This window comes from Acidovorax sp. NCPPB 3576 (genome assembly GCF_028473605.1).
Classification (GTDB): domain Bacteria; phylum Pseudomonadota; class Gammaproteobacteria; order Burkholderiales; family Burkholderiaceae_C; genus Paracidovorax.
On record NZ_CP097267.1, the window covers coordinates 297282 to 314009 of the forward strand.

Genomic DNA, 16728 nt, shown 5'->3' on the forward strand with positions numbered 1-16728 from the left:
CCGCACGGAGCCCGCGGCACCATCGAAAAAGCCGACCCTCGGGTCGGCTTTTTCGCGTGGGACAGAAGGCGCTTACCAGCGGGCGCGCAGGCGGTCGTACGCGTAGGTGCCGAACTGGCGCTGCGCCGAAGGCGTGAAGTACACGCGGTCGGCGAACACGTACTTGTCCTGGGCGGCGCCCGTCAGCAGCGTGGAGGCGTTGCACAGCAGCGAGTTGACCTGGCCTGCGCCGATGCCGATGCCGTTGTTCGGGTCCACCGAGGTGCAGACGGCGTTGTCCTTGTCGGTGAAGCCGTAGCCCGAAGGCGAGCCCACGAACACGTTGCCGTAGTAGGCCAGATCGACGTACAGCACCGTGGTGCCCAGGTCTTCGATGTTCACCAGCAGGGCCTGGTTGAACTGCGTGCTGGCGTTGCTCAGCAGCGTGGTCTGGTTGATGCCCACGGCCCAGGGGCTCTTGCCCAGGTCGTAGGTGCCGGTCACCACCACGTGCTTGGCACCGGCGTTGGACAGGCGGCGCACCTGTGCGGCCAGTTCCTTGCCGGCCGTGGCCGCGTTGGTGAGGAACTGCGCGCTGGTCTGCGTGCCCGCGTTCACGGCGGCCATGCCGGCGATCACGTCGCTGATGCCGCCGTTGATCATCACCAGGTCGTTCTCGGCGAAGCCGCCCTTGGACAGGAAGGTGTCGATCTGCTGGGTGACGGACGGGGTGGTGGTGCGGCCGGCGGCGTCGGTGGTGGCGGTGACGCGCGCATTGCCCTGGGCGTAGCCCGTGCCGCCGGCGGCTGCGGCGGTGAAGCTCTTGCCGTAGTTGTTGGCGATCTGCTGGGCCCAGTTGTTGATGCTGCCGTCGTTGACCGTGTAGCGGGCGCCGTTCTGGCCGATGTCGGTGAAGCCGTCACCGAAGGTGATGAACCGGTCGGGCGTGATGGCCGACTCGGTTGTGCTCGAACCGCAAGCCGCGAGCAACGTGGCCGTTGCACAAGCGGCGACCACGAGGGTGCGGCGCATCCAATTTGCTGCCATGGGTTTTTCTCCAGAAAATGTGGCGAGAGTTTAACGACTGGCGCGGCACGGCCTGCAACAGGGCGTGCCGGGCACCATTCAATAGGGTTTATGCGGCCGCGGCACGCTGCAGGCGGTCGCGCACGCCTTCCCAGTCGGGGGTGGCGGGCGGGGCCTCGATCCAGATCAGCTTCACGCCGTCGTCGTCGAAGGCGCGCAGCACGGCGAAAAGCTGCTGCGCGGTGGCCGCGGCATCGTCGGGCATGCGCCGCACCAGCACCTTGGCCGACCGCGAGCGCAGCGGGGTGCGCGCATACACGGCCAGATGCGCGGCATCGGCGCCCAGCAGGTCCAGCCCGGTCTGCAGCGCCTTGGCCTCCATCAGCCGCACCTTGGCCGCCGGGGCGTAGTGGGCCTCCAGCGTGCCTGACGCACGCGGGGTATGCGCGGGCAGCTCTTCTTTCGATAGCGGTGCAAGGCCGCAGGCCTCGGCGATCTGCGCGCGGCTGATGGCGCCGGGCCGCAGCAGCACCGGCACGCCGCGCGTGCAATCGACGATGGTCGATTCGATGCCCACGCCGCAGGGCCCGCCGTCCAGCACCAGCAGCGCCTGGCCCAGCTCGTCCTGCACGTGCAGGGCGGTGGTGGGGCTCACGCGGCCGAAGCGGTTGGCGCTGGGCGCGGCCACGCCCCACACAGGCTGGCCCTCCAGCGCCGGGTCGTCCGATGCGCAGGCGCGCAGCACGGCCTGGGCGACGGGGTGGGCGGGGCAGCGCAGGCCCACGCTGTCCTGCCCGCCCGTGGCCGCCGTGGCCACGCCAGGGCGGCGCGGCAGGATGAGGGTGAGCGGGCCGGGCCAGAACGCATCGACCAGCGCCTGCGCGAATGCCGGCACTTCGCTGGCGAAGTGGGCAATGCCCGCCGCGTCGGCCACGTGCACGATCAGCGGGTGGTCGCTCGGCCGGCCCTTGGCGGCGAAGATCTGCGCCACTGCCGCATCGCTGGCGGCATCGGCGGCCAGGCCGTACACCGTCTCGGTGGGCAGGCCCAGCAGAGCGCCCGTTCGCAGGGCGCGCGCCGCGGCGGCGATGGATTCGGGGCGTTGGCCGTCGAGGATCATGGCGCGTGCGGGCTTGCGGTTCAGAAGGCGTCGATGCCCAGCAGCGCCGCCGCCTGCAGCGCCGTGGCGCTCGCGGCCTCGGCGGTGGGGGCCGTCACGTTCAGGTGGCCCATCTTGCGGCCGGGCTTGGCGTCGGCCTTGCCGTACAGGTGCAGGTGCGTGCCCGGCAGCGCCAGCACCGCATCCCAGGCGGGCGTGCGGGCGTGCGGGCCTTGCGTGAACCACAGGTCGCCCAGCAGGTTGAGCATGACGGCGGGGCTGTGCTGGCGCGGCTGCGTGAGCGGCAGGCCGGCCATGGCGCGCACCTGCAGTTCGAACTGCGAGACGTCGCACGCGTTCTGGCTGTAGTGGCCGCTGTTGTGCGGGCGCGGGGCGATCTCGTTGACCACCAGCTCGCCGCCGTCGAGCACGAAGAACTCCACGCACAGCACGCCCACGTAGTCCAGGCCGTTTGCTATCGATTTGGAAGCATTCACCGCATGTTCCACTAGGGCGTGAGGCACATTTCCCTCATAAGCCTCGGTGACCGCCAGAATGCCGTCCCGGTGCAGGTTACGCTGCACCGGCAGGTGCACGCAGGTGCCGTCGGCGCCGCGCGCCACGATCACCGAGCATTCGAGCGCCAGGGGCAGCCTCTTTTCCAGCACGCAGGGCACGCCGCCCATGGCCTGCCAGGCGGCGGCGAGTTCGGCCGGCGTCTTCACGCGGGACTGGCCCTTGCCGTCGTAGCCCATGCGCGCCGTCTTCAAAATGCCGGGCAGAAGATCGGGCGCCACGGCCCCCAGATCGGCAGCGGTCTCGATCACGGCATAGGGGGCGCAGGGCACGCCGCAGCGCACGAAGTGGGCCTTTTCCTGGGCGCGGTCCTGCGCGATGGCCACGGCGCTCGCGGCCGGCGCCACCGGGCGCTCGGCGCCCAGCGTGCGCAGCGCCTGGGCGGGCACGTTCTCGAATTCGGTCGTGATGGCGTCGCACAGGCCCGCCAGCTGGGCGAGCCCGTCCGGATCTTCGTAGGCGGTGCGGATGTGGTGGTGGCTTACCAGGCCGGCGGGGCTGTCCGCGTCGGCATCCAGCACGGCCGTGAAGTAGCCCATGGCCTGCGCCGCGTGCACGAACATGCGGCCGAGCTGGCCGCCGCCGACCACGCCCAGCGTGCTGCCGGGCAGCAGCGGGGGCCTTGGCTGCTGCGCGCTCATGCGGACACCGGTGGCAGCGCCATGGCGCGCGCCGCGGCGGTCTGCTCGGCGCGGAAGGCCTCCAGCCGCTCGCGCAGGGCGGGGTCCTCGGTGGCCAGCAGGGCCACGGCGAACAGCGCCGCATTGGCCGCGCCCGCCGTGCCGATGGCAAAGGTCGCCACCGGAATGCCCTTGGGCATCTGCACGATGCTGTGCAGCGAATCGACGCCCTGCAGGTGGCGGCTGGCCACCGGCACGCCGAGCACCGGCACGGTGGTCTTGGCGGCGATCATGCCGGGCAGGTGGGCGGCACCGCCCGCGCCCGCGATGATGGCCTTGAGCCCCGCGCCGGCCGCCGCTTCGGCATACGCGAACATGTCGTCCGGCATGCGGTGGGCCGAGACCACGCGGGCTTCGTGGGGGATGCCGAATTGCTGGAGAATCTGCACTGCGTGCTGCATGGTCTCCCAGTCGCTGCTGGAGCCCATGACCACACCGATCTGGATGGGTTTCATGTGAATGGGGCGCTGGCTAACCGGCCGCCCTCCGAAGTGGAACCCGCGATTTTACTTTTTGTGTGCCGAGCGCACCCACCAGGCCTGAACTCATGATCGATGTCACCGTAGAAAATTTTGAAACCGAAGTCATCGCCGCCTCGATGGAAGTGCCCGTGCTGGTGGACTTCTGGGCCCCGTGGTGTGGCCCTTGCAAGTCGCTTGGCCCCATCCTGGAAAAGCTGGAGACCGAGTACGAAGGCCGTTTCAAGCTCGTGAAGATCGACTCCGACCAGGAGCAGCAGATCGCCGGCATGTTCGGCATCCGCAGCATTCCCACCTGCGTGCTGCTCATGAACGGCCAGCCCGTCGATGGCTTCATGGGCGCCCAGCCCGAGGGGCAGGTGCGGGCCTTCCTCGACAAGCACGTGCCCACCGCCGATGCGGCCCTGGCCGAGCAGGAAGAGGAGTTGGCGCAGGACGCCCTGGCCGATGGCGACACCGACACCGCGCTGGAAAAGCTGCAGCATGCCGTCGCCACCGACCCCGCCAACGACGACGCCCGCTTCGACTACGTGAAGCTGCTGCTGCAGTTGGGCCGCGAAGACGACGCCAAGGTCGCGTTTGCCCCCGTGATCGCCAAGGCCCCCGCATCGCGCAAGCTGGGCGCGCTCAAGGCCTGGATGGATGCTATGGATTTCGTAGCTAAAGAGGCAGGCAATCCCGCGGCATTGGCCGATTTCGATGCCAAGATCGCCGCCAACCGCCGTGATTTCGACGCCCGCTTCGGCCGCGCCCGCTGGTTCATCGCGCACCAGCGCTGGACCGAGGCCATGGACGAACTGCTCGAAATCCTCATGCGCGACAAGGCCTGGAACGAAGAGGCCGCGCGCAAGACCTATGTGGCCGTGCTCGAGATCATCGAGCCGCCCCGGGTGAAGGTGGCCGAGGGGCAGATCCCCCCGGAAGACCCGACGGTCGCCACCTACCGCCGCCGCCTGTCCAGCGTGGTGCTGAGCTGACCTGCGCCCCGGCCACCGAAGCCGCCCGGTCCATGGGCGCTGAAAAACGGGCCCGTGCGGCGGCCCTGGCCGTGGCCTCGGTGCTGGTTCTCGCCCTGGCGGGCTGCGCCACATCGCCCCCGCCCGATGCCATGGTCATCGGCACGGTGTTTTCGCGTGAACGCCTTTACGTGCCGCCCGACGAGCCGGCCGTGTTCGAGGCGGCGCTGCTCGACGTCTCGCGGCCCGACGCGCCGCCCACGGTGCTCGGGCGCCAGCGCATCGAACTGCCGGGGCCGCCGCCGTACCAGTTGCAGATCCCTTTCCGGTCCGCGCTCACGCAGCCGCTGCTGCCGGGCCGCTACCGGGTTCGCGCCTCGCTGTCCCTGCAGGGCTACGTGCGCTTCGCCTCCGATGGCACCCATCCGTTGCCGCCGGACCCGGCCTATCGTCGCGTGGATGTCGAGCTGCACCGCCTGCCTTTGGACAAGGCGACCGTGCAGGCCGAGGTGCCGCTGCGACAGACCTACTGGCGATTGGTGGAAATCGATGACACCGCCGTGCCGCCGGCCCCCGCGGGAGCGTCCGAGCCGCATCTGGTGCTGGACAGCGAAGGGGGGCGAGCGCGCGGGGCCGGGGGCTGCAACCGTTTTCTGGCGAGCTACGCGGTGGACGGCGTGCGTCTGCGGATGACGCAGATCAACACGACCCTGCAGCTGTGCTTGCAGACGGCCACCCTGGAGGGCCGTTTTCTGCAAGCGCTGGACGAAGTCCGGACCTACCGCCAGGAAGGGCGGCAACTGCTGCTGTTCGGCGAAGAAGCGCGCGTGCTGCTGCGGCTGGAGGCGACCGAGCTGGAGTGAGGGGGCCGCAAGGGCCGCCGGGTGATGCCGCGATGCCGTGGCGTGCGCGGCAGGGCTGCTCGACCGATCAGCCCATCAGGCGTTCGAGCGCCTCGCGGTACTTGGCGGCGGTCTTCTCGACCACCTCGCGGGGCAGGCGTGGGGCCGGCGCGGTCTTGTTCCAGGGCTTGCCGTTGATCTGCGTCTGCTCCAGCCAGTCGCGCACGAACTGCTTGTCATAGCTGGGCGGGTTCTCGCCGGCGGCCAGCGCGCTTTCGTAGCCTTCCACGGGCCAGTAGCGCGAGCTGTCGGGCGTGAGCACCTCGTCCATCAGCACCAGCGTGCCGTCGGGCGCCAGGCCGAACTCGAACTTGGTGTCGGCAATGATCATGCCCTTGTCCAGCGCGATGGCGGCGGCCTCCTGGTAGATGGCGATGCTGAGGTCGCGGATCTTCGTGGCCAGATCGATGCCGATCATCTCCGCCGTCCGCTCGAAGGTGATGTTCTCGTCGTGCTCGCCCATCGCGGCCTTGGCGGCCGGGGTGTAGATGGGCTGCAGCAGCTTGGCCGCGTTGGTCAGGCCCTCGGGCAACTGCACGCCGCACACCGCGCGCGACTCCTGGTATTCCTTCCAGCCGCTGCCGGCCAGGTAGCCCCGCACCACCGCTTCGACGGGGATCGGCTGCAGGCGCTGCACCAGCATCGAGCGGCCCCGCACCTGGGGCGCTTCGTCCGACGTCACCACGCTCTCGGGGTCTTCGCCCGTCAGGTGGTTGGGGCACAGGTGGCCCAGCTTGTCGAACCAGAACAGCGCCATCCGCGTGAGCAGTTCGCCCTTGCCGGGAATCGGCTCGCCCATGATCACGTCGAACGCCGAGAGGCGGTCGCTGGCCACCATCAGGATGCGGTCGTCGCCCACGGCGTAGTTGTCGCGCACCTTGCCGCGCGCAAGCAGCGGCAGGGACGTGAGGGCGGAGGTGTGCAGTGCGGAGGAAAGGGGCAGGGTCATGGTGGGTGAAGCGATTGCGAACGGGAAAGCCGCGGCTTTCGGCGGCAGGGCCGGCCAGCCCGCGATTTTAGGGCGCGTGCCGGGCGGGCCAAAAGAGGGGTTGCGTGAAGGTGGAAGCGGGTGGGCGGGGCCCAAGGCAGCCCCACTGCCGGAGAGTGCCCCTGGCTCCGGCGGAGCCGGCCACTGGCAGCGTCCGCATCGAAGGGGCCGCGCAGCAAAGCCGGCCTATTTTGCGCCGTTTTTCGCCCCTTGGCACCTCGGGCGCCAAGACCCGACAGCCGAGTTCGGTATGCGATTGCAATTGCCGGGAGCCGGGCGCATAGTGAACCCAACACATGCATGCGTTGCCCTTTCGCCGGGCCGTTCCTTCACCAGATTCCAAGGACGGCGCTTCTTCAACATAAGCCTAGGAGGCTAGTTTTATGAACCTGACGATCAGTGGTCATCACCTCGAAGTAACCCCCGCATTGCGTGCCCATGTGACGGAAAAGCTGGACATCATCAGCAAGCATTTCGACCAGGTGGTCGACGTCAAGGTGCTACTCACCGTCGAGAAGCAAAAGGAAAAGGAAAAGCGCCAGCGCGCGGAGTGCAACGTGCATGTGAAAGGCAGTGACCTGTTCGCCGAGAGTTCCCATTCCGACCTGTATGTCGCGGTGAACGACCTCGTGGAAAAGCTCGACCGGCAGGTCGTGCGCCACAAGGACCGCATTCAAAACCACCACCACGGCGCCATCAAGCGGGAGTTGATGGTCTGATATCCGCCGCGGCCTGCGCACAAGCAGGCCTTTTCCGCCCCGGCCGCCTTCATGGGCGGTTTTTTTATGGCCCCCGCAAAGTGCTCAGGGTTTATGCTAAGGGGTGCATAATCGCAACCCTTCACCATGAACCGTCTTGCCTCCATCCTGCCTGCCGCTCAAGTGCTCGTGAGCGTCGATGCCACCAGCAAAAAGCGCGCTTTCGAAGAGGCAGGGTTGTTGTTCGAGAGCCAGCACGGCCTGTCTCGCGCCCTCATCACCGACAGCCTCTTCGCTCGCGAGCGGCTGGGTTCCACCGGATTGGGCCACGGCGTCGCCATCCCGCATGGCCGCATCAAGGGCCTCAAGGCACCGATGGCCGCCGTCTTCCAGCTGGCCCACCCGATCGGTTTCGATGCGCCGGACGAGCAACCCGTCGGCCTGCTGATCTTCCTGCTGGTGCCCGAGGCGGCCACGCAAAAGCATTTGGAGATCCTGTCCGAGATCGCCGAGCTGCTGAGCGACGGCTCGCTGCGCGAGCGCATCAAGGGCAGCACCGACGCCGCCGAACTGCATGGCCTGATCGCCGGCTGGCAGTCCGCCCAGGCCACCGCCTGACCCCGCCGCCGCTGCGAACGCTGAGCTTTCCGTGAAACCCAACGTTGTCAGCGCCGATGTCCTGTTCGAGGAATTCCGCGGCCCGCTGAAGTGGGAGTGGGTCGCCGGCCTCGGGGCTTCCGAGCGGCGCTTCGACGAGGTGGCCGTGTGCTCCGCGCGCTCCGGCGCCGACCTGGTGGGCTACCTCAACTACATCCACCCGTACCGGGTGCAGATTCTGGGCGAGCGCGAAACCGCCTACCTCACCAACGCGACGCCCGAGGACTGCAAGCGCCGCATCGCCCGCATCGTCACGCTGGAGCCGCCCGTGCTGGTGCTGGCCGACAGCCAGGTCGCGCCCGATGCGCTGCTGTCCATGTGCGAGCGTGCGCAGATTCCGATGTTCTCCACGCACGAGTCGTCGGCCTTCGTCATCGACGTGCTGCGCGCCTACCTGTCCAAGCACTTCGCCGACCGCACCACCATGCACGGCGTGTTCATGGACATCCTGGGCCTGGGCGTGCTGATCACCGGCGAGTCGGGCCTGGGCAAGAGCGAGCTGGGCCTGGAGCTGATCTCGCGCGGCAACGGCCTGGTGGCCGACGACGCGGTGGACCTGTTCCGCATCAACCAGACCACCATCGAGGGCAAGTGCCCCGATCTGCTGCAGAACCTGCTGGAGGTGCGCGGCATCGGCCTGCTGGACATCCGCGCGATCTTTGGCGAGACCGCCGTGCGCCGCAAGATGCGGCTCAAGCTCATCGTGCACCTGGTGCGCAAGGAAACGCTGGAGCGCGACTACGAGCGCCTGCCCTACGAGCCCCTCACGCAGGACGTGCTGGGCGTGCCGGTGCTGAAAGTCGTGATCCAGGTGGTGGCCGGCCGCAATATCGCCGTGCTGGTGGAAGCCGCCGTGCGCAACACCATCCTGAACCTGCGGGGAATCGACACCTACCAGGAATTCGTGGAGCGGCACCGCCGGGCCATGGAGCGCGACGGCTCCTGATTGCCACGCCCGCACACCCGCCGGGCTGCGTGAAATCTGGGTGGGTCAGCGGTGCGGCGTGGCCAGCTTGGCGCAGGTGGCGCACTGGCCGTACAGGGCCATGGAATGGTCCTGCACCACCCAGCCCTTCGATTTGGCCACCAGTTGCTGGCGCTTTTCGATCTCGGGGTCGTAGAACTCTTCGACCTTGCCGCAGACCGTGCAGATGAAGTGGTCGTGGTGCTGGCCTTCGTTCAGCTCGTACACCGCCTTGCCGCTCTCGAAGTTGCTGCGGTTCAGGATGCCGGCCTGCTCGAACTGCGTGAGCACGCGGTACACGGTGGCCAGGCCGATGTCCGAGCGCTCTTCCAGCAGCACGCGAAAAACGTCTTCCGCGGTCATATGGCGCTGCGCGCCTTTCTGGAAGATCTCGAGGATCTTCAGGCGCGGCAGGGTGGCCTTCAGGCCGGTGCTCTTGAGTTCGTCGATGTTCGTCATGACAGGGGTTTCCGTGTACCAAACCAGCGTGGCAAAGCCCGGGAGAACCTGCCGCTACAATGGGTCGGATCATATCGCCTATGCCTAACTCCATGTCCGTTTCCGCCCGCTGCAGCGCCCGTTGCGCCCTGACCCTGTTGATCGGCGCCAGCTTGACGGCCTGCGGCAGCTTCGACAGCGCCAGCAACCGCGTTGCCAACCTGGTCACTCCCTACAAGGTGGACGTGGTTCAAGGCAACTTCGTTTCGCGCGAACAGGTCGAGGCGCTCAAGCCCGGCATGGGGCGCCAGCAGGTCAAGGAAATCCTCGGCACGCCGCTCGTGACCAGCCTGTTCCACGCCGACCGCTGGGAATACGTCTTCACGCTCAAGCGTCCCGGCGTCGAGGTGCAGTCGCGCAAGCTGACCGTGTTCTTCAACGGCGACGTGTTCGACCGCGCCGAGGGCGACGAGATGCCCACCGAGGCCGAGTTCGTCGCCACCCTGGGCACCCGCACCCCCAAGAACAAGGTGCCGGTGCTGGAGGCGACCGAGGCCCAGCTGGCCAAATTCCCCAAACCGGCCACGCTGCCCGAACCTGCCGATTCGCCCGTGCCCACCCCGCCGTCCAGCTACCCGCCGCTGGAATCGTCGACCCGCTGATTCCCGCCGGCCAGGGCCTGGTACACACCGGCCCTGCGGCTTAGCCGCTGATCTTTCCATGACCGCCACCACCTCCCCGACCGCATCCCCCTCCACCCCGTGCCGCGTGGCCGTCGCCGGGGCGTCCGGCCGCATGGGGCGCATGCTGATCGAAGCCATCCGCGACACCGACGGCGAATGCGTGCTGGCCGGCGCGCTCGATGTGGCAGCGAGCCCCGCCATCGGCTCGGACGCCACGGCCTTCCTGGGCCATGCCAGCGGCGTGGCCATCACGGCCGACGTGCGCGAAGGCCTGCGCCATGCCGACGTGCTGATCGACTTCACCCGCCCCGAGGGCACCATGGCCCACCTGGCGGTGTGCGCCGAGACGGGTGTCAATATGGTGATCGGCACCACGGGCCTGTCCGACGCGCAAAAGGCCGAGATCGCCGCCGCCAGCGCACGCACGGCCATCCTGCTGTCGCCCAACATGAGCGTGGGCGTGAACGTCACGCTCAAGCTGCTGGAGCTGGCCGCCAAGGCCATGTCCACCGGCTACGACATCGAGATCATCGAGTCCCACCACCGCCACAAGGTGGACGCGCCCTCGGGCACCGCGCTCAAGATGGGCGAGGTCATCGCGCAGGCCCTGGGGCGCGACCTCAAGGACTGCGCCGTCTATGCCCGCGAGGGCATTACCGGCGAGCGCGATCCGTCGAGCATCGGCTTTTCCGCCATCCGCGGCGGCGACATCGTGGGCGACCACACCGTGCTGTTCGCCGGCACCGGCGAGCGCATCGAGATCACCCACAAATCCGCCAGCCGCACGACCTATGCCCAGGGCAGCCTGCGCGCCGTGCGATTCCTCGCCGCGCACAAGACCGGCCTGTTCGACATGTTCGACGTGCTGGGCCTGAACGCGGCCTGACGGCCGGCGCGCACGCGATGGACGGCCTGCACTGGTGGCGTCAGGGCGACGCGGTCACGCAGATCAGCGCGCTGCTGCTGCTGGCCATGTCGGTCGCCAGTTGGGTCGTCATCGTCTGGAAGGCCCTGCTGATGCGCCGCGCCCGCCGCGATGCGGTCCGCGCCATCGCCGCCTTCTGGCAGGCCCCGTCGATCGCCCTTGCGGCCGAGCGCCTTCCCGCCTTCGACCGCGATGGCCTGGTGATGCCGCTGGTGCAGGCCGCCAGCGCCGTGGCCGGTGCCAACCCGGCCCCCGCCACGCTGGCCGCGCGCGGCAGCCTGTCCCAGCAACTGACGCGCGGCCTGCGCGATGCGCTGCACGGCGTGCTGGGCCGGCTGCAGTTCGGGCAGGTGCTGCTGGCCACCGTGGGCTCCACCGCGCCGTTCGTGGGCCTGCTGGGCACGGTGTGGGGCATCTACCATGCGCTCACCGCCATGGCCGGTGCCGGGCAGATCACCATCGACCGCGTAGCGGGCCCCGTGGGCGAGGCGCTGGTCATGACCGCCGCCGGCCTGACCGTGGCCATCCCCGCCGTGCTGGCCTACAACGTGTTCGGCCGCTTCATCGGCCGCACCGAGGCCGACCTGGAAGGCTTCGCGCGCGACCTGCGCGAGCTGGTGCTGGACGAGGCCGGCATCGCACCGACCGCCACGGTGAACGACTGACCGGCTCACCCACGGATTCCCGCTCCGCACGCACCATGGCATTCGGCCGACTCGAACGCACCACCGGGCCACAGCCCATGAGCGACATCAACATGACGCCGCTGGTGGACGTGATGCTGGTGCTGGTGGTCATCTTCATCCTGACCGCGCCGTTGCTGGCCAGCTCGATCCGGCTGGACCTGCCGCGCGCCGATGGCGCCACGCCCGGCGCGCCGCCGCAGTCGGTCACCGTGGTGCTCGACAAGGAAGGCCAGGCCTATCTGGACGATGTGCCGCTGGCCCCGCAGGCGCTGGCGGCGCGCCTGGCGCAACTGGCCAGGGAGCAGCCGGACACCGAAGTGCAATTGCGCGCCGACACCGCCGTGCCGTATGGCCGGGTGGTCGAGGTGATGGGCGCGGCCAACGCGGCGGGCTTGCGGCGCATCGGTTTCGTGGCGGACCCGGCGGCATCCTCGGCCCCGCCCCGCTGACCGGCAGGGCCTGGGTGGCTCGCGCTGGGGCAGGGCGCACCCTTTCGCCCCGTCGCTGCCGGGCTCCGCGCACCCTGTAACGCTTCGCGCCGCCCAGGGCCGGCATCGCGCCTAAAATCCCGGCTGACACCCTGCTCACTTTCTTTCCTGGCCGCACCGCCGCGGCCCCGCCAACCCATGCAAGACAAATACAACCACACCGAGGTCGAGCGCGCCGCGCAGGGCCACTGGACGGCCACCGATGCCTACCGCGTGACCGAGGATGCGGACCGGAAGAAGTTCTACGCCTGCTCCATGCTGCCCTACCCCAGCGGCAAGCTGCACATGGGCCACGTGCGCAACTACACCATCAACGACATGCTCGCGCGCCAGCTGCGCATGAAGGGCATGAACGTGCTGATGCCGATGGGCTGGGACGCCTTCGGGCTGCCGGCCGAGAATGCGGCGCTCAAGAACGGCGTGCCGCCCGCGCAGTGGACGTACGACAACATCGCGTACATGAAAAAGCAGATGCAGGCGATGGGCCTGGCCATCGACTGGTCGCGCGAGGTCGCCACCTGCGATCCGAGCTACTACCGCTGGAACCAGTGGCTGTTCCTCAAGATGCTGGAAAAGGGCATCGCCTACCGAAAGACCCAGGTCGTCAACTGGGACCCGGTGGACCAGACCGTGCTGGCCAACGAGCAGGTGATCGACGGCAAGGGCTGGCGCACCGGCGCCACGGTGGAAAAGCGCGAGATCCCGGGCTACTACCTCAAGATCACCGACTACGCCGAAGAGCTGCTCGGCTCCGTCACCGGCGACCAGCTGCCCGGCTGGCCCGAGCGCGTGAAGCTCATGCAGGAGAACTGGATCGGCAAGAGCGAGGGCGTGCGCTTTGCCTTCCCGCACGACATCCGCGCGGCCGACGGCACGCTGATCGGCGACGGGCGCATGTACGTCTTCACCACGCGCGCCGACACCATCATGGGCGTCACGTTTTGCGCCGTGGCGCCCGAACACCCGCTGGCCGCGCGCGCGGCGCAGGGCGATTCGGCCATCGCCGCCTTCATCGAGGAGTGCAAGAGCGGCGGCACCACCGAGGCCGAACTGGCCACGCAGGAGAAGAAGGGCGTGCCCACCGGCCTGGTGGTCATGCACCCGATCACCGGCGAGGAAGTGCCCGTGTGGATCGGCAACTACGTGCTCATGGGCTATGGCGACGGCGCCGTGATGGGCGTGCCCGCGCACGATGAGCGCGACTTCGCCTTCGCGCTCAAGTACGGCATCGACATCAAGCAGGTGGTGCTGGTCGATGGCGAGACCTTCGACTACCACCGCTGGCAGGACTGGTACGGCGACAAGCAGCGCGGCGTCACCGTCAACTCCGACAGCTTCAGCGGCCTGTCCTACCCCGAGGCCGTGCAGGCCGTGGCGCATGCGCTCGCGCAAAAGGGCCTGGGCGAGACCAAGACCACCTGGCGCCTGCGCGACTGGGGCGTCTCGCGCCAGCGCTACTGGGGCACGCCGATCCCCATCATCCACTGCGACGAGCACGGCGCCGTGCCCGTGCCCGAGAAGGACCTGCCGGTGGTGCTGCCCACCGACTGCGTGCCGGACGGATCGGGCAACCCGCTGCACCACCACGAGGGCTTCCATGCCGGCGTGACCTGCCCGGTCTGCGGCAAGGCCGCGCGCCGCGAGACCGACACCATGGACACGTTCGTGGACAGCTCGTGGTATTTCATGCGGTATTGCGATCCGAAGAACAGCGAGGCCATGGTGGCCGAAGGCGCCGACTACTGGATGCCGATGGACCAGTACATCGGCGGCATCGAACACGCGATCCTTCACCTGCTGTATGCGCGCTTCTGGACCAAGGTGATGCGCGATCTTGGGTTGGTGAAGATCGACGAGCCCTTCACCAAGCTGCTCACCCAGGGCATGGTGCTCAACCACATCTACTCGCGCCGCACAGAGCAGGGCGGCAAGGAGTATTTCTGGCCGCACGACGTCGAGCACGTGGTGGACGAGGGCGGCAAGATCGTGGGCGCGAAGCTCAAGAACGCCGTCGGCAGCCTGCCCGCGGGCACCGCCATCGACTACGAGGGCGTGGGCACCATGTCCAAGTCCAAGAACAACGGCGTCGATCCGCAGGACCTCATCGAGCGCTACGGCGCCGACACCGCGCGCCTGTACACCATGTTCACCGCGCCGCCCGAGGCCACGCTGGAGTGGAACGACGCGGCCGTGGAAGGCAGCTACCGCTTCCTGCGCCGGGTGTGGAACTTCGGCCTCAAGCTCGCGGCCATCGACAAGGACGCGGCGCTGGCCAGCGTGGCCGGCGCCACCACGCTGAAGGACGTGCCCTTCGGCAAGGAGGCCAAGGCCCTGCGGCTGGAGGTCCACACCGTGCTCAAGCAGGTGGACTACGACTACCAGCGCATGCAGTACAACACTGTGGTCTCGGGCGCGATGAAGATGATCAACGCGCTGGAAGACTTCAAGGCCGAAGGCAGCGCCGGCGCCCCGGTGGCGCTGATCGAGGGCTTCGGCATCCTGCTGCGCGTGCTGTACCCGGCCACGCCGCACATCGCGCACAGCCTGTGGAGCGGCCTGGGCTACGCCGGCGCGCTGGGCGACCTGCTCGATGCGCCATGGCCCCAGGCCGATGCCGATGCGTTGGTGCAGGACGAGCTGGAGCTGATGCTGCAGGTCAACGGCAAGCTGCGCGGCTCCATCCGCGTGCCCGCCTCGGCCGACAAGGCCGAGATCGAGCGCACCGCCCTCGCCAGCGAGGCTTTCGTCAAGCAGGCGGACGGCGCCACGCCCAAGAAGATCGTGGTCGTGCCGGGCCGCCTGGTCAACGTGGTCATCTGACAATGCAAAAACGCACCCTCCTGTCGCTGCTGGCCGTGGCGCCCCTGGCCGCCTGCGGCTTTCACCTGCGCCGCGCGCCCGAGTTCCAGTTCCGCTCGCTCTACGTGGAGGCGGGCGGCGGCTCGCCCCTGGCGCGCGCCCTGCAGCGCACGCTGCAGGGCGCGGCCGGCAACCTCACGGTGCTGCGCGACCCGGCGCAAAAGACCACGGCCGAGGCCATCTTCGAGCTGCTGTCCGAGCAGCGCGAGCGCGTGGTGGTGGGCTACAACGCCTCGGGCCAGGTGCGCGAGCTGCAACTGCGCCTGCGCATCCACTTTCGCCTGCGCAACCAGCAGGGCGCGGAGCTGATCCCCGACACCGAGCTGCTGCAGCAGCGCGATGTGAGCTACAACGAAAGCATCGCGCTCGCCAAGGAGGCCGAAGAGGCGCTGCTGTACCGCAACATGCAGACCGACCTCGTGCAGCAATTGCTGCGCCGGCTGGCCGCGGCGCGCCCGGTTTGATGCCCGAGGCCTCGGTTGCTATTAATTTAATAGCTGTCACCGCATGTTTCACTAGGGCGTACGGCCTGTTTCATTCAAAAATCCTGCCCCGCACGCGCCCATGCAAGTCGCTCTGAACCAGCTCGCCGCGCACCTGCAAAAGGGCGTGCGGCCGCTCTACACCTTGCATGGCGACGAGCCGCTGCTGCAGCAGGAAGCCGCCGACGCCATCCGCGCGGCGGCGCGTGCGCAGGGCTACACCGAGCGCAGCAGCCACACCGTGGCCGGCGCGCACTTCGACTGGAGCGCGGTGCTGGCGGCCGGCGGCTCGCTCTCGCTCTTTGCCGACAAGCAGATCGTGGAGATCCGCATCCCCTCGGGCAAGCCCGGCAAGGACGGCGGCGCGGCGCTGCAGCAGATCGCCGAGGCCGCGCAAGGCAACGACAGCACGCTCACCCTGGTGCTGCTGCCGCGGCTGGACAAGGCCACCCGCACCGGGGCGTGGTTCAGCGCGCTGGACGGCCGGGGCATCTCGGTGCAGATCGACCCGGTGGAGCGCGCCGCGCTGCCGCAGTGGATCGCCCAGCGCCTGTCGCTGCAGGGCCAGCGCGTGGCCGGCGGCGACGAGGGCCAGCGCACGCTGCAGTTCTTCGCCGACCGCGTGGAAGGCAACCTGCTCGCCGCGCACCAGGAGATCGCCAAGCTCGCGCTGCTGCACCCGCCCGGCGAGCTGTCGTGGGCGCAGGTCGAGGCGGCGGTGCTCAACGTGGCGCGCTACGACGTGTTCAAGCTCTCCGAGGCGGTGCTCTCGGGCCAGGTGGCCCGGGTGCAGCGCATGCTCGACGGCCTGCAGGCCGAGGGCGAGGCCGAAGTGCTGGTGCACTGGGCGCTGGCCGAGGACATCCGTGCGCTCAAGCGCGTGAAGGACGCGCTCAACGCCGGCAAGCCCCTGCCCATCGCCCTGCGCGAAAACCGCATCTGGGGCCCCAAGGAGCGCCTGTTCGAGCGCATCGCGCCGCGCTTTTCCGACGCGGCCGCGGCCCGGCTGCTGCAGTCGGCCCACACGGTGGACGGCATCGTCAAGGGCCTCAAGGTGCCCGACTGGCCCACCGACGGCTGGCAGGCGCTGCAGCGGCTGGCGCTGCAGCTGTGCAAGGCCTGCGGGGCGCGCTGAGCGCCCGCAGCGCCTTTGGATCGCCTTG

The 16728-nt window shown here is 68.8% G+C and carries 18 protein-coding genes; 12 read left to right on the forward strand and 6 right to left on the reverse strand.

From position 1 onward, the window contains the following. Positions 1-72: 72 nt before the first annotated feature. The 4 genes from M5C98_RS01460 to purE all read right to left on the reverse strand — a co-directional run bounded on the left by M5C98_RS01460 (position 73) and on the right by purE (position 3815). The gene (locus M5C98_RS01460; RefSeq protein ID WP_272550558.1) at positions 73-1026 is read right to left on the reverse strand and encodes an SGNH/GDSL hydrolase family protein; all 954 of its coding nucleotides are present in this window, start codon (positions 1024-1026) and stop codon (positions 73-75) included. A gap of 88 nt (positions 1027-1114) precedes the next feature. Next, positions 1115-2125 (reverse strand): L-threonylcarbamoyladenylate synthase, encoded by a 1011-nt coding sequence (locus tag M5C98_RS01465; RefSeq protein WP_272550559.1) that lies wholly within the window; start codon positions 2123-2125, stop codon positions 1115-1117. Between the two features lie 20 nt (positions 2126-2145). Further along, positions 2146-3321: a 5-(carboxyamino)imidazole ribonucleotide synthase gene (locus tag M5C98_RS01470; RefSeq protein WP_272550560.1), complete on the reverse strand. Its 1176-nt coding sequence runs from the start codon at positions 3319-3321 to the stop codon at positions 2146-2148. Continuing rightward, positions 3318-3815, reverse strand: coding sequence for a 5-(carboxyamino)imidazole ribonucleotide mutase (purE, locus tag M5C98_RS01475; protein WP_272550561.1), 498 nt, complete (start codon positions 3813-3815; stop codon positions 3318-3320). Before purE ends, M5C98_RS01470 begins: the two co-directional genes overlap by 4 nt. 92 nt (positions 3816-3907) lie before the next feature. Between purE and trxA the strand changes: the two genes are divergently transcribed. Together trxA and M5C98_RS01485 are read left to right on the forward strand one after the other, a co-directional pair. Next, positions 3908-4816 (forward strand): thioredoxin, encoded by a 909-nt coding sequence (gene trxA, locus M5C98_RS01480; protein ID WP_272550562.1) that lies wholly within the window; start codon positions 3908-3910, stop codon positions 4814-4816. Between the two features lie 32 nt (positions 4817-4848). Continuing rightward, positions 4849-5658 (forward strand): META domain-containing protein, encoded by an 810-nt coding sequence (locus M5C98_RS01485; RefSeq protein ID WP_272550563.1) that lies wholly within the window; start codon positions 4849-4851, stop codon positions 5656-5658. 67 nt (positions 5659-5725) lie between these two features. Here M5C98_RS01485 and M5C98_RS01490 read toward each other — a convergent pair whose 3' ends face one another. After that, on the reverse strand, positions 5726-6646 hold the full coding sequence (locus tag M5C98_RS01490; RefSeq protein ID WP_272550564.1) for a phosphoribosylaminoimidazolesuccinocarboxamide synthase: 921 nt from the start codon (positions 6644-6646) through the stop codon (positions 5726-5728). 422 nt (positions 6647-7068) lie between these two features. Between M5C98_RS01490 and hpf the strand changes: the two genes are divergently transcribed. From hpf to hprK, 3 genes are all read left to right on the forward strand, one after another. Next, complete coding sequence (gene hpf, locus M5C98_RS01495) at positions 7069-7404, forward strand: ribosome hibernation-promoting factor, HPF/YfiA family (protein ID WP_272550566.1); 336 nt, start codon at positions 7069-7071, stop codon at positions 7402-7404. Between the two features lie 126 nt (positions 7405-7530). Next, positions 7531-8001: a PTS sugar transporter subunit IIA gene (locus M5C98_RS01500; RefSeq protein WP_272550568.1), complete on the forward strand. Its 471-nt coding sequence runs from the start codon at positions 7531-7533 to the stop codon at positions 7999-8001. A gap of 31 nt (positions 8002-8032) precedes the next feature. After that, positions 8033-8986, forward strand: coding sequence for an HPr(Ser) kinase/phosphatase (gene hprK / locus M5C98_RS01505; protein WP_272550569.1), 954 nt, complete (start codon positions 8033-8035; stop codon positions 8984-8986). Between the two features lie 45 nt (positions 8987-9031). On the opposite strand, the gene fur is transcribed toward hprK, so the two are convergent. Continuing rightward, positions 9032-9463, reverse strand: coding sequence for a ferric iron uptake transcriptional regulator (gene fur / locus M5C98_RS01510; RefSeq protein WP_272550570.1), 432 nt, complete (start codon positions 9461-9463; stop codon positions 9032-9034). 92 nt (positions 9464-9555) lie between these two features. Between fur and M5C98_RS01515 the strand changes: the two genes are divergently transcribed. From M5C98_RS01515 to holA, 7 genes are all read left to right on the forward strand, one after another. After that, a complete protein-coding gene (locus tag M5C98_RS01515; RefSeq protein WP_272550571.1) occupies positions 9556-10104 on the forward strand; it encodes an outer membrane protein assembly factor BamE in 549 nt (182 codons plus the stop codon). Between the two features lie 58 nt (positions 10105-10162). Then, entirely contained in the window at positions 10163-11011 is an 849-nt protein-coding gene (dapB, locus tag M5C98_RS01520; RefSeq protein ID WP_272550572.1) for a 4-hydroxy-tetrahydrodipicolinate reductase, read from the forward strand. A gap of 17 nt (positions 11012-11028) precedes the next feature. Continuing rightward, positions 11029-11715 (forward strand): MotA/TolQ/ExbB proton channel family protein, encoded by a 687-nt coding sequence (locus M5C98_RS01525; RefSeq protein WP_272550573.1) that lies wholly within the window; start codon positions 11029-11031, stop codon positions 11713-11715. Positions 11716-11750: 35 nt separating this feature from the next. After that, positions 11751-12185: an ExbD/TolR family protein gene (locus M5C98_RS01530; RefSeq protein ID WP_272550574.1), complete on the forward strand. Its 435-nt coding sequence runs from the start codon at positions 11751-11753 to the stop codon at positions 12183-12185. 177 nt (positions 12186-12362) lie between these two features. Then, positions 12363-15044, forward strand: coding sequence for a leucine--tRNA ligase (gene leuS, locus M5C98_RS01535; protein ID WP_272550575.1), 2682 nt, complete (start codon positions 12363-12365; stop codon positions 15042-15044). A 2-nt stretch (positions 15045-15046) separates the two neighbouring features. After that, positions 15047-15547 carry an LPS-assembly lipoprotein LptE gene (locus tag M5C98_RS01540; protein WP_272550576.1) on the forward strand — a complete coding sequence of 167 codons (501 nt, stop codon included), beginning with the start codon at positions 15047-15049 and terminating at the stop codon, positions 15545-15547. A 100-nt stretch (positions 15548-15647) separates the two neighbouring features. Next, positions 15648-16700 (forward strand): DNA polymerase III subunit delta, encoded by a 1053-nt coding sequence (holA, locus tag M5C98_RS01545; protein WP_272550577.1) that lies wholly within the window; start codon positions 15648-15650, stop codon positions 16698-16700. The last annotated feature ends 28 nt before the right edge of the window (positions 16701-16728 follow it).

What these genes read in the sequence shown, in the direction of transcription:
- M5C98_RS01460 (WP_272550558.1), bottom strand. Translation starts at nt 1,026, where the DNA reads ATGGCAGCAAATTGGATGCGCCGCACCCTCGTGGTCGCCGCTTGTGCA.
- M5C98_RS01465 (WP_272550559.1), bottom strand. Translation starts at nt 2,125, where the DNA reads ATGATCCTCGACGGCCAACGCCCCGAATCCATCGCCGCCGCGGCGCGC.
- M5C98_RS01470 (WP_272550560.1), bottom strand. Translation starts at nt 3,321, where the DNA reads ATGAGCGCGCAGCAGCCAAGGCCCCCGCTGCTGCCCGGCAGCACGCTG.
- purE (WP_272550561.1), bottom strand. Translation starts at nt 3,815, where the DNA reads ATGAAACCCATCCAGATCGGTGTGGTCATGGGCTCCAGCAGCGACTGG.
- trxA (WP_272550562.1), top strand. Translation starts at nt 3,908, where the DNA reads ATGATCGATGTCACCGTAGAAAATTTTGAAACCGAAGTCATCGCCGCC.
- M5C98_RS01485 (WP_272550563.1), top strand. Translation starts at nt 4,849, where the DNA reads ATGGGCGCTGAAAAACGGGCCCGTGCGGCGGCCCTGGCCGTGGCCTCG.
- M5C98_RS01490 (WP_272550564.1), bottom strand. Translation starts at nt 6,646, where the DNA reads ATGACCCTGCCCCTTTCCTCCGCACTGCACACCTCCGCCCTCACGTCC.
- hpf (WP_272550566.1), top strand. Translation starts at nt 7,069, where the DNA reads ATGAACCTGACGATCAGTGGTCATCACCTCGAAGTAACCCCCGCATTG.
- M5C98_RS01500 (WP_272550568.1), top strand. Translation starts at nt 7,531, where the DNA reads ATGAACCGTCTTGCCTCCATCCTGCCTGCCGCTCAAGTGCTCGTGAGC.
- fur (WP_272550570.1), bottom strand. Translation starts at nt 9,463, where the DNA reads ATGACGAACATCGACGAACTCAAGAGCACCGGCCTGAAGGCCACCCTG.
- M5C98_RS01515 (WP_272550571.1), top strand. Translation starts at nt 9,556, where the DNA reads ATGTCCGTTTCCGCCCGCTGCAGCGCCCGTTGCGCCCTGACCCTGTTG.
- dapB (WP_272550572.1), top strand. Translation starts at nt 10,163, where the DNA reads ATGACCGCCACCACCTCCCCGACCGCATCCCCCTCCACCCCGTGCCGC.
- M5C98_RS01525 (WP_272550573.1), top strand. Translation starts at nt 11,029, where the DNA reads ATGGACGGCCTGCACTGGTGGCGTCAGGGCGACGCGGTCACGCAGATC.
- M5C98_RS01530 (WP_272550574.1), top strand. Translation starts at nt 11,751, where the DNA reads ATGGCATTCGGCCGACTCGAACGCACCACCGGGCCACAGCCCATGAGC.
- leuS (WP_272550575.1), top strand. Translation starts at nt 12,363, where the DNA reads ATGCAAGACAAATACAACCACACCGAGGTCGAGCGCGCCGCGCAGGGC.
- M5C98_RS01540 (WP_272550576.1), top strand. Translation starts at nt 15,047, where the DNA reads ATGCAAAAACGCACCCTCCTGTCGCTGCTGGCCGTGGCGCCCCTGGCC.
- holA (WP_272550577.1), top strand. Translation starts at nt 15,648, where the DNA reads ATGCAAGTCGCTCTGAACCAGCTCGCCGCGCACCTGCAAAAGGGCGTG.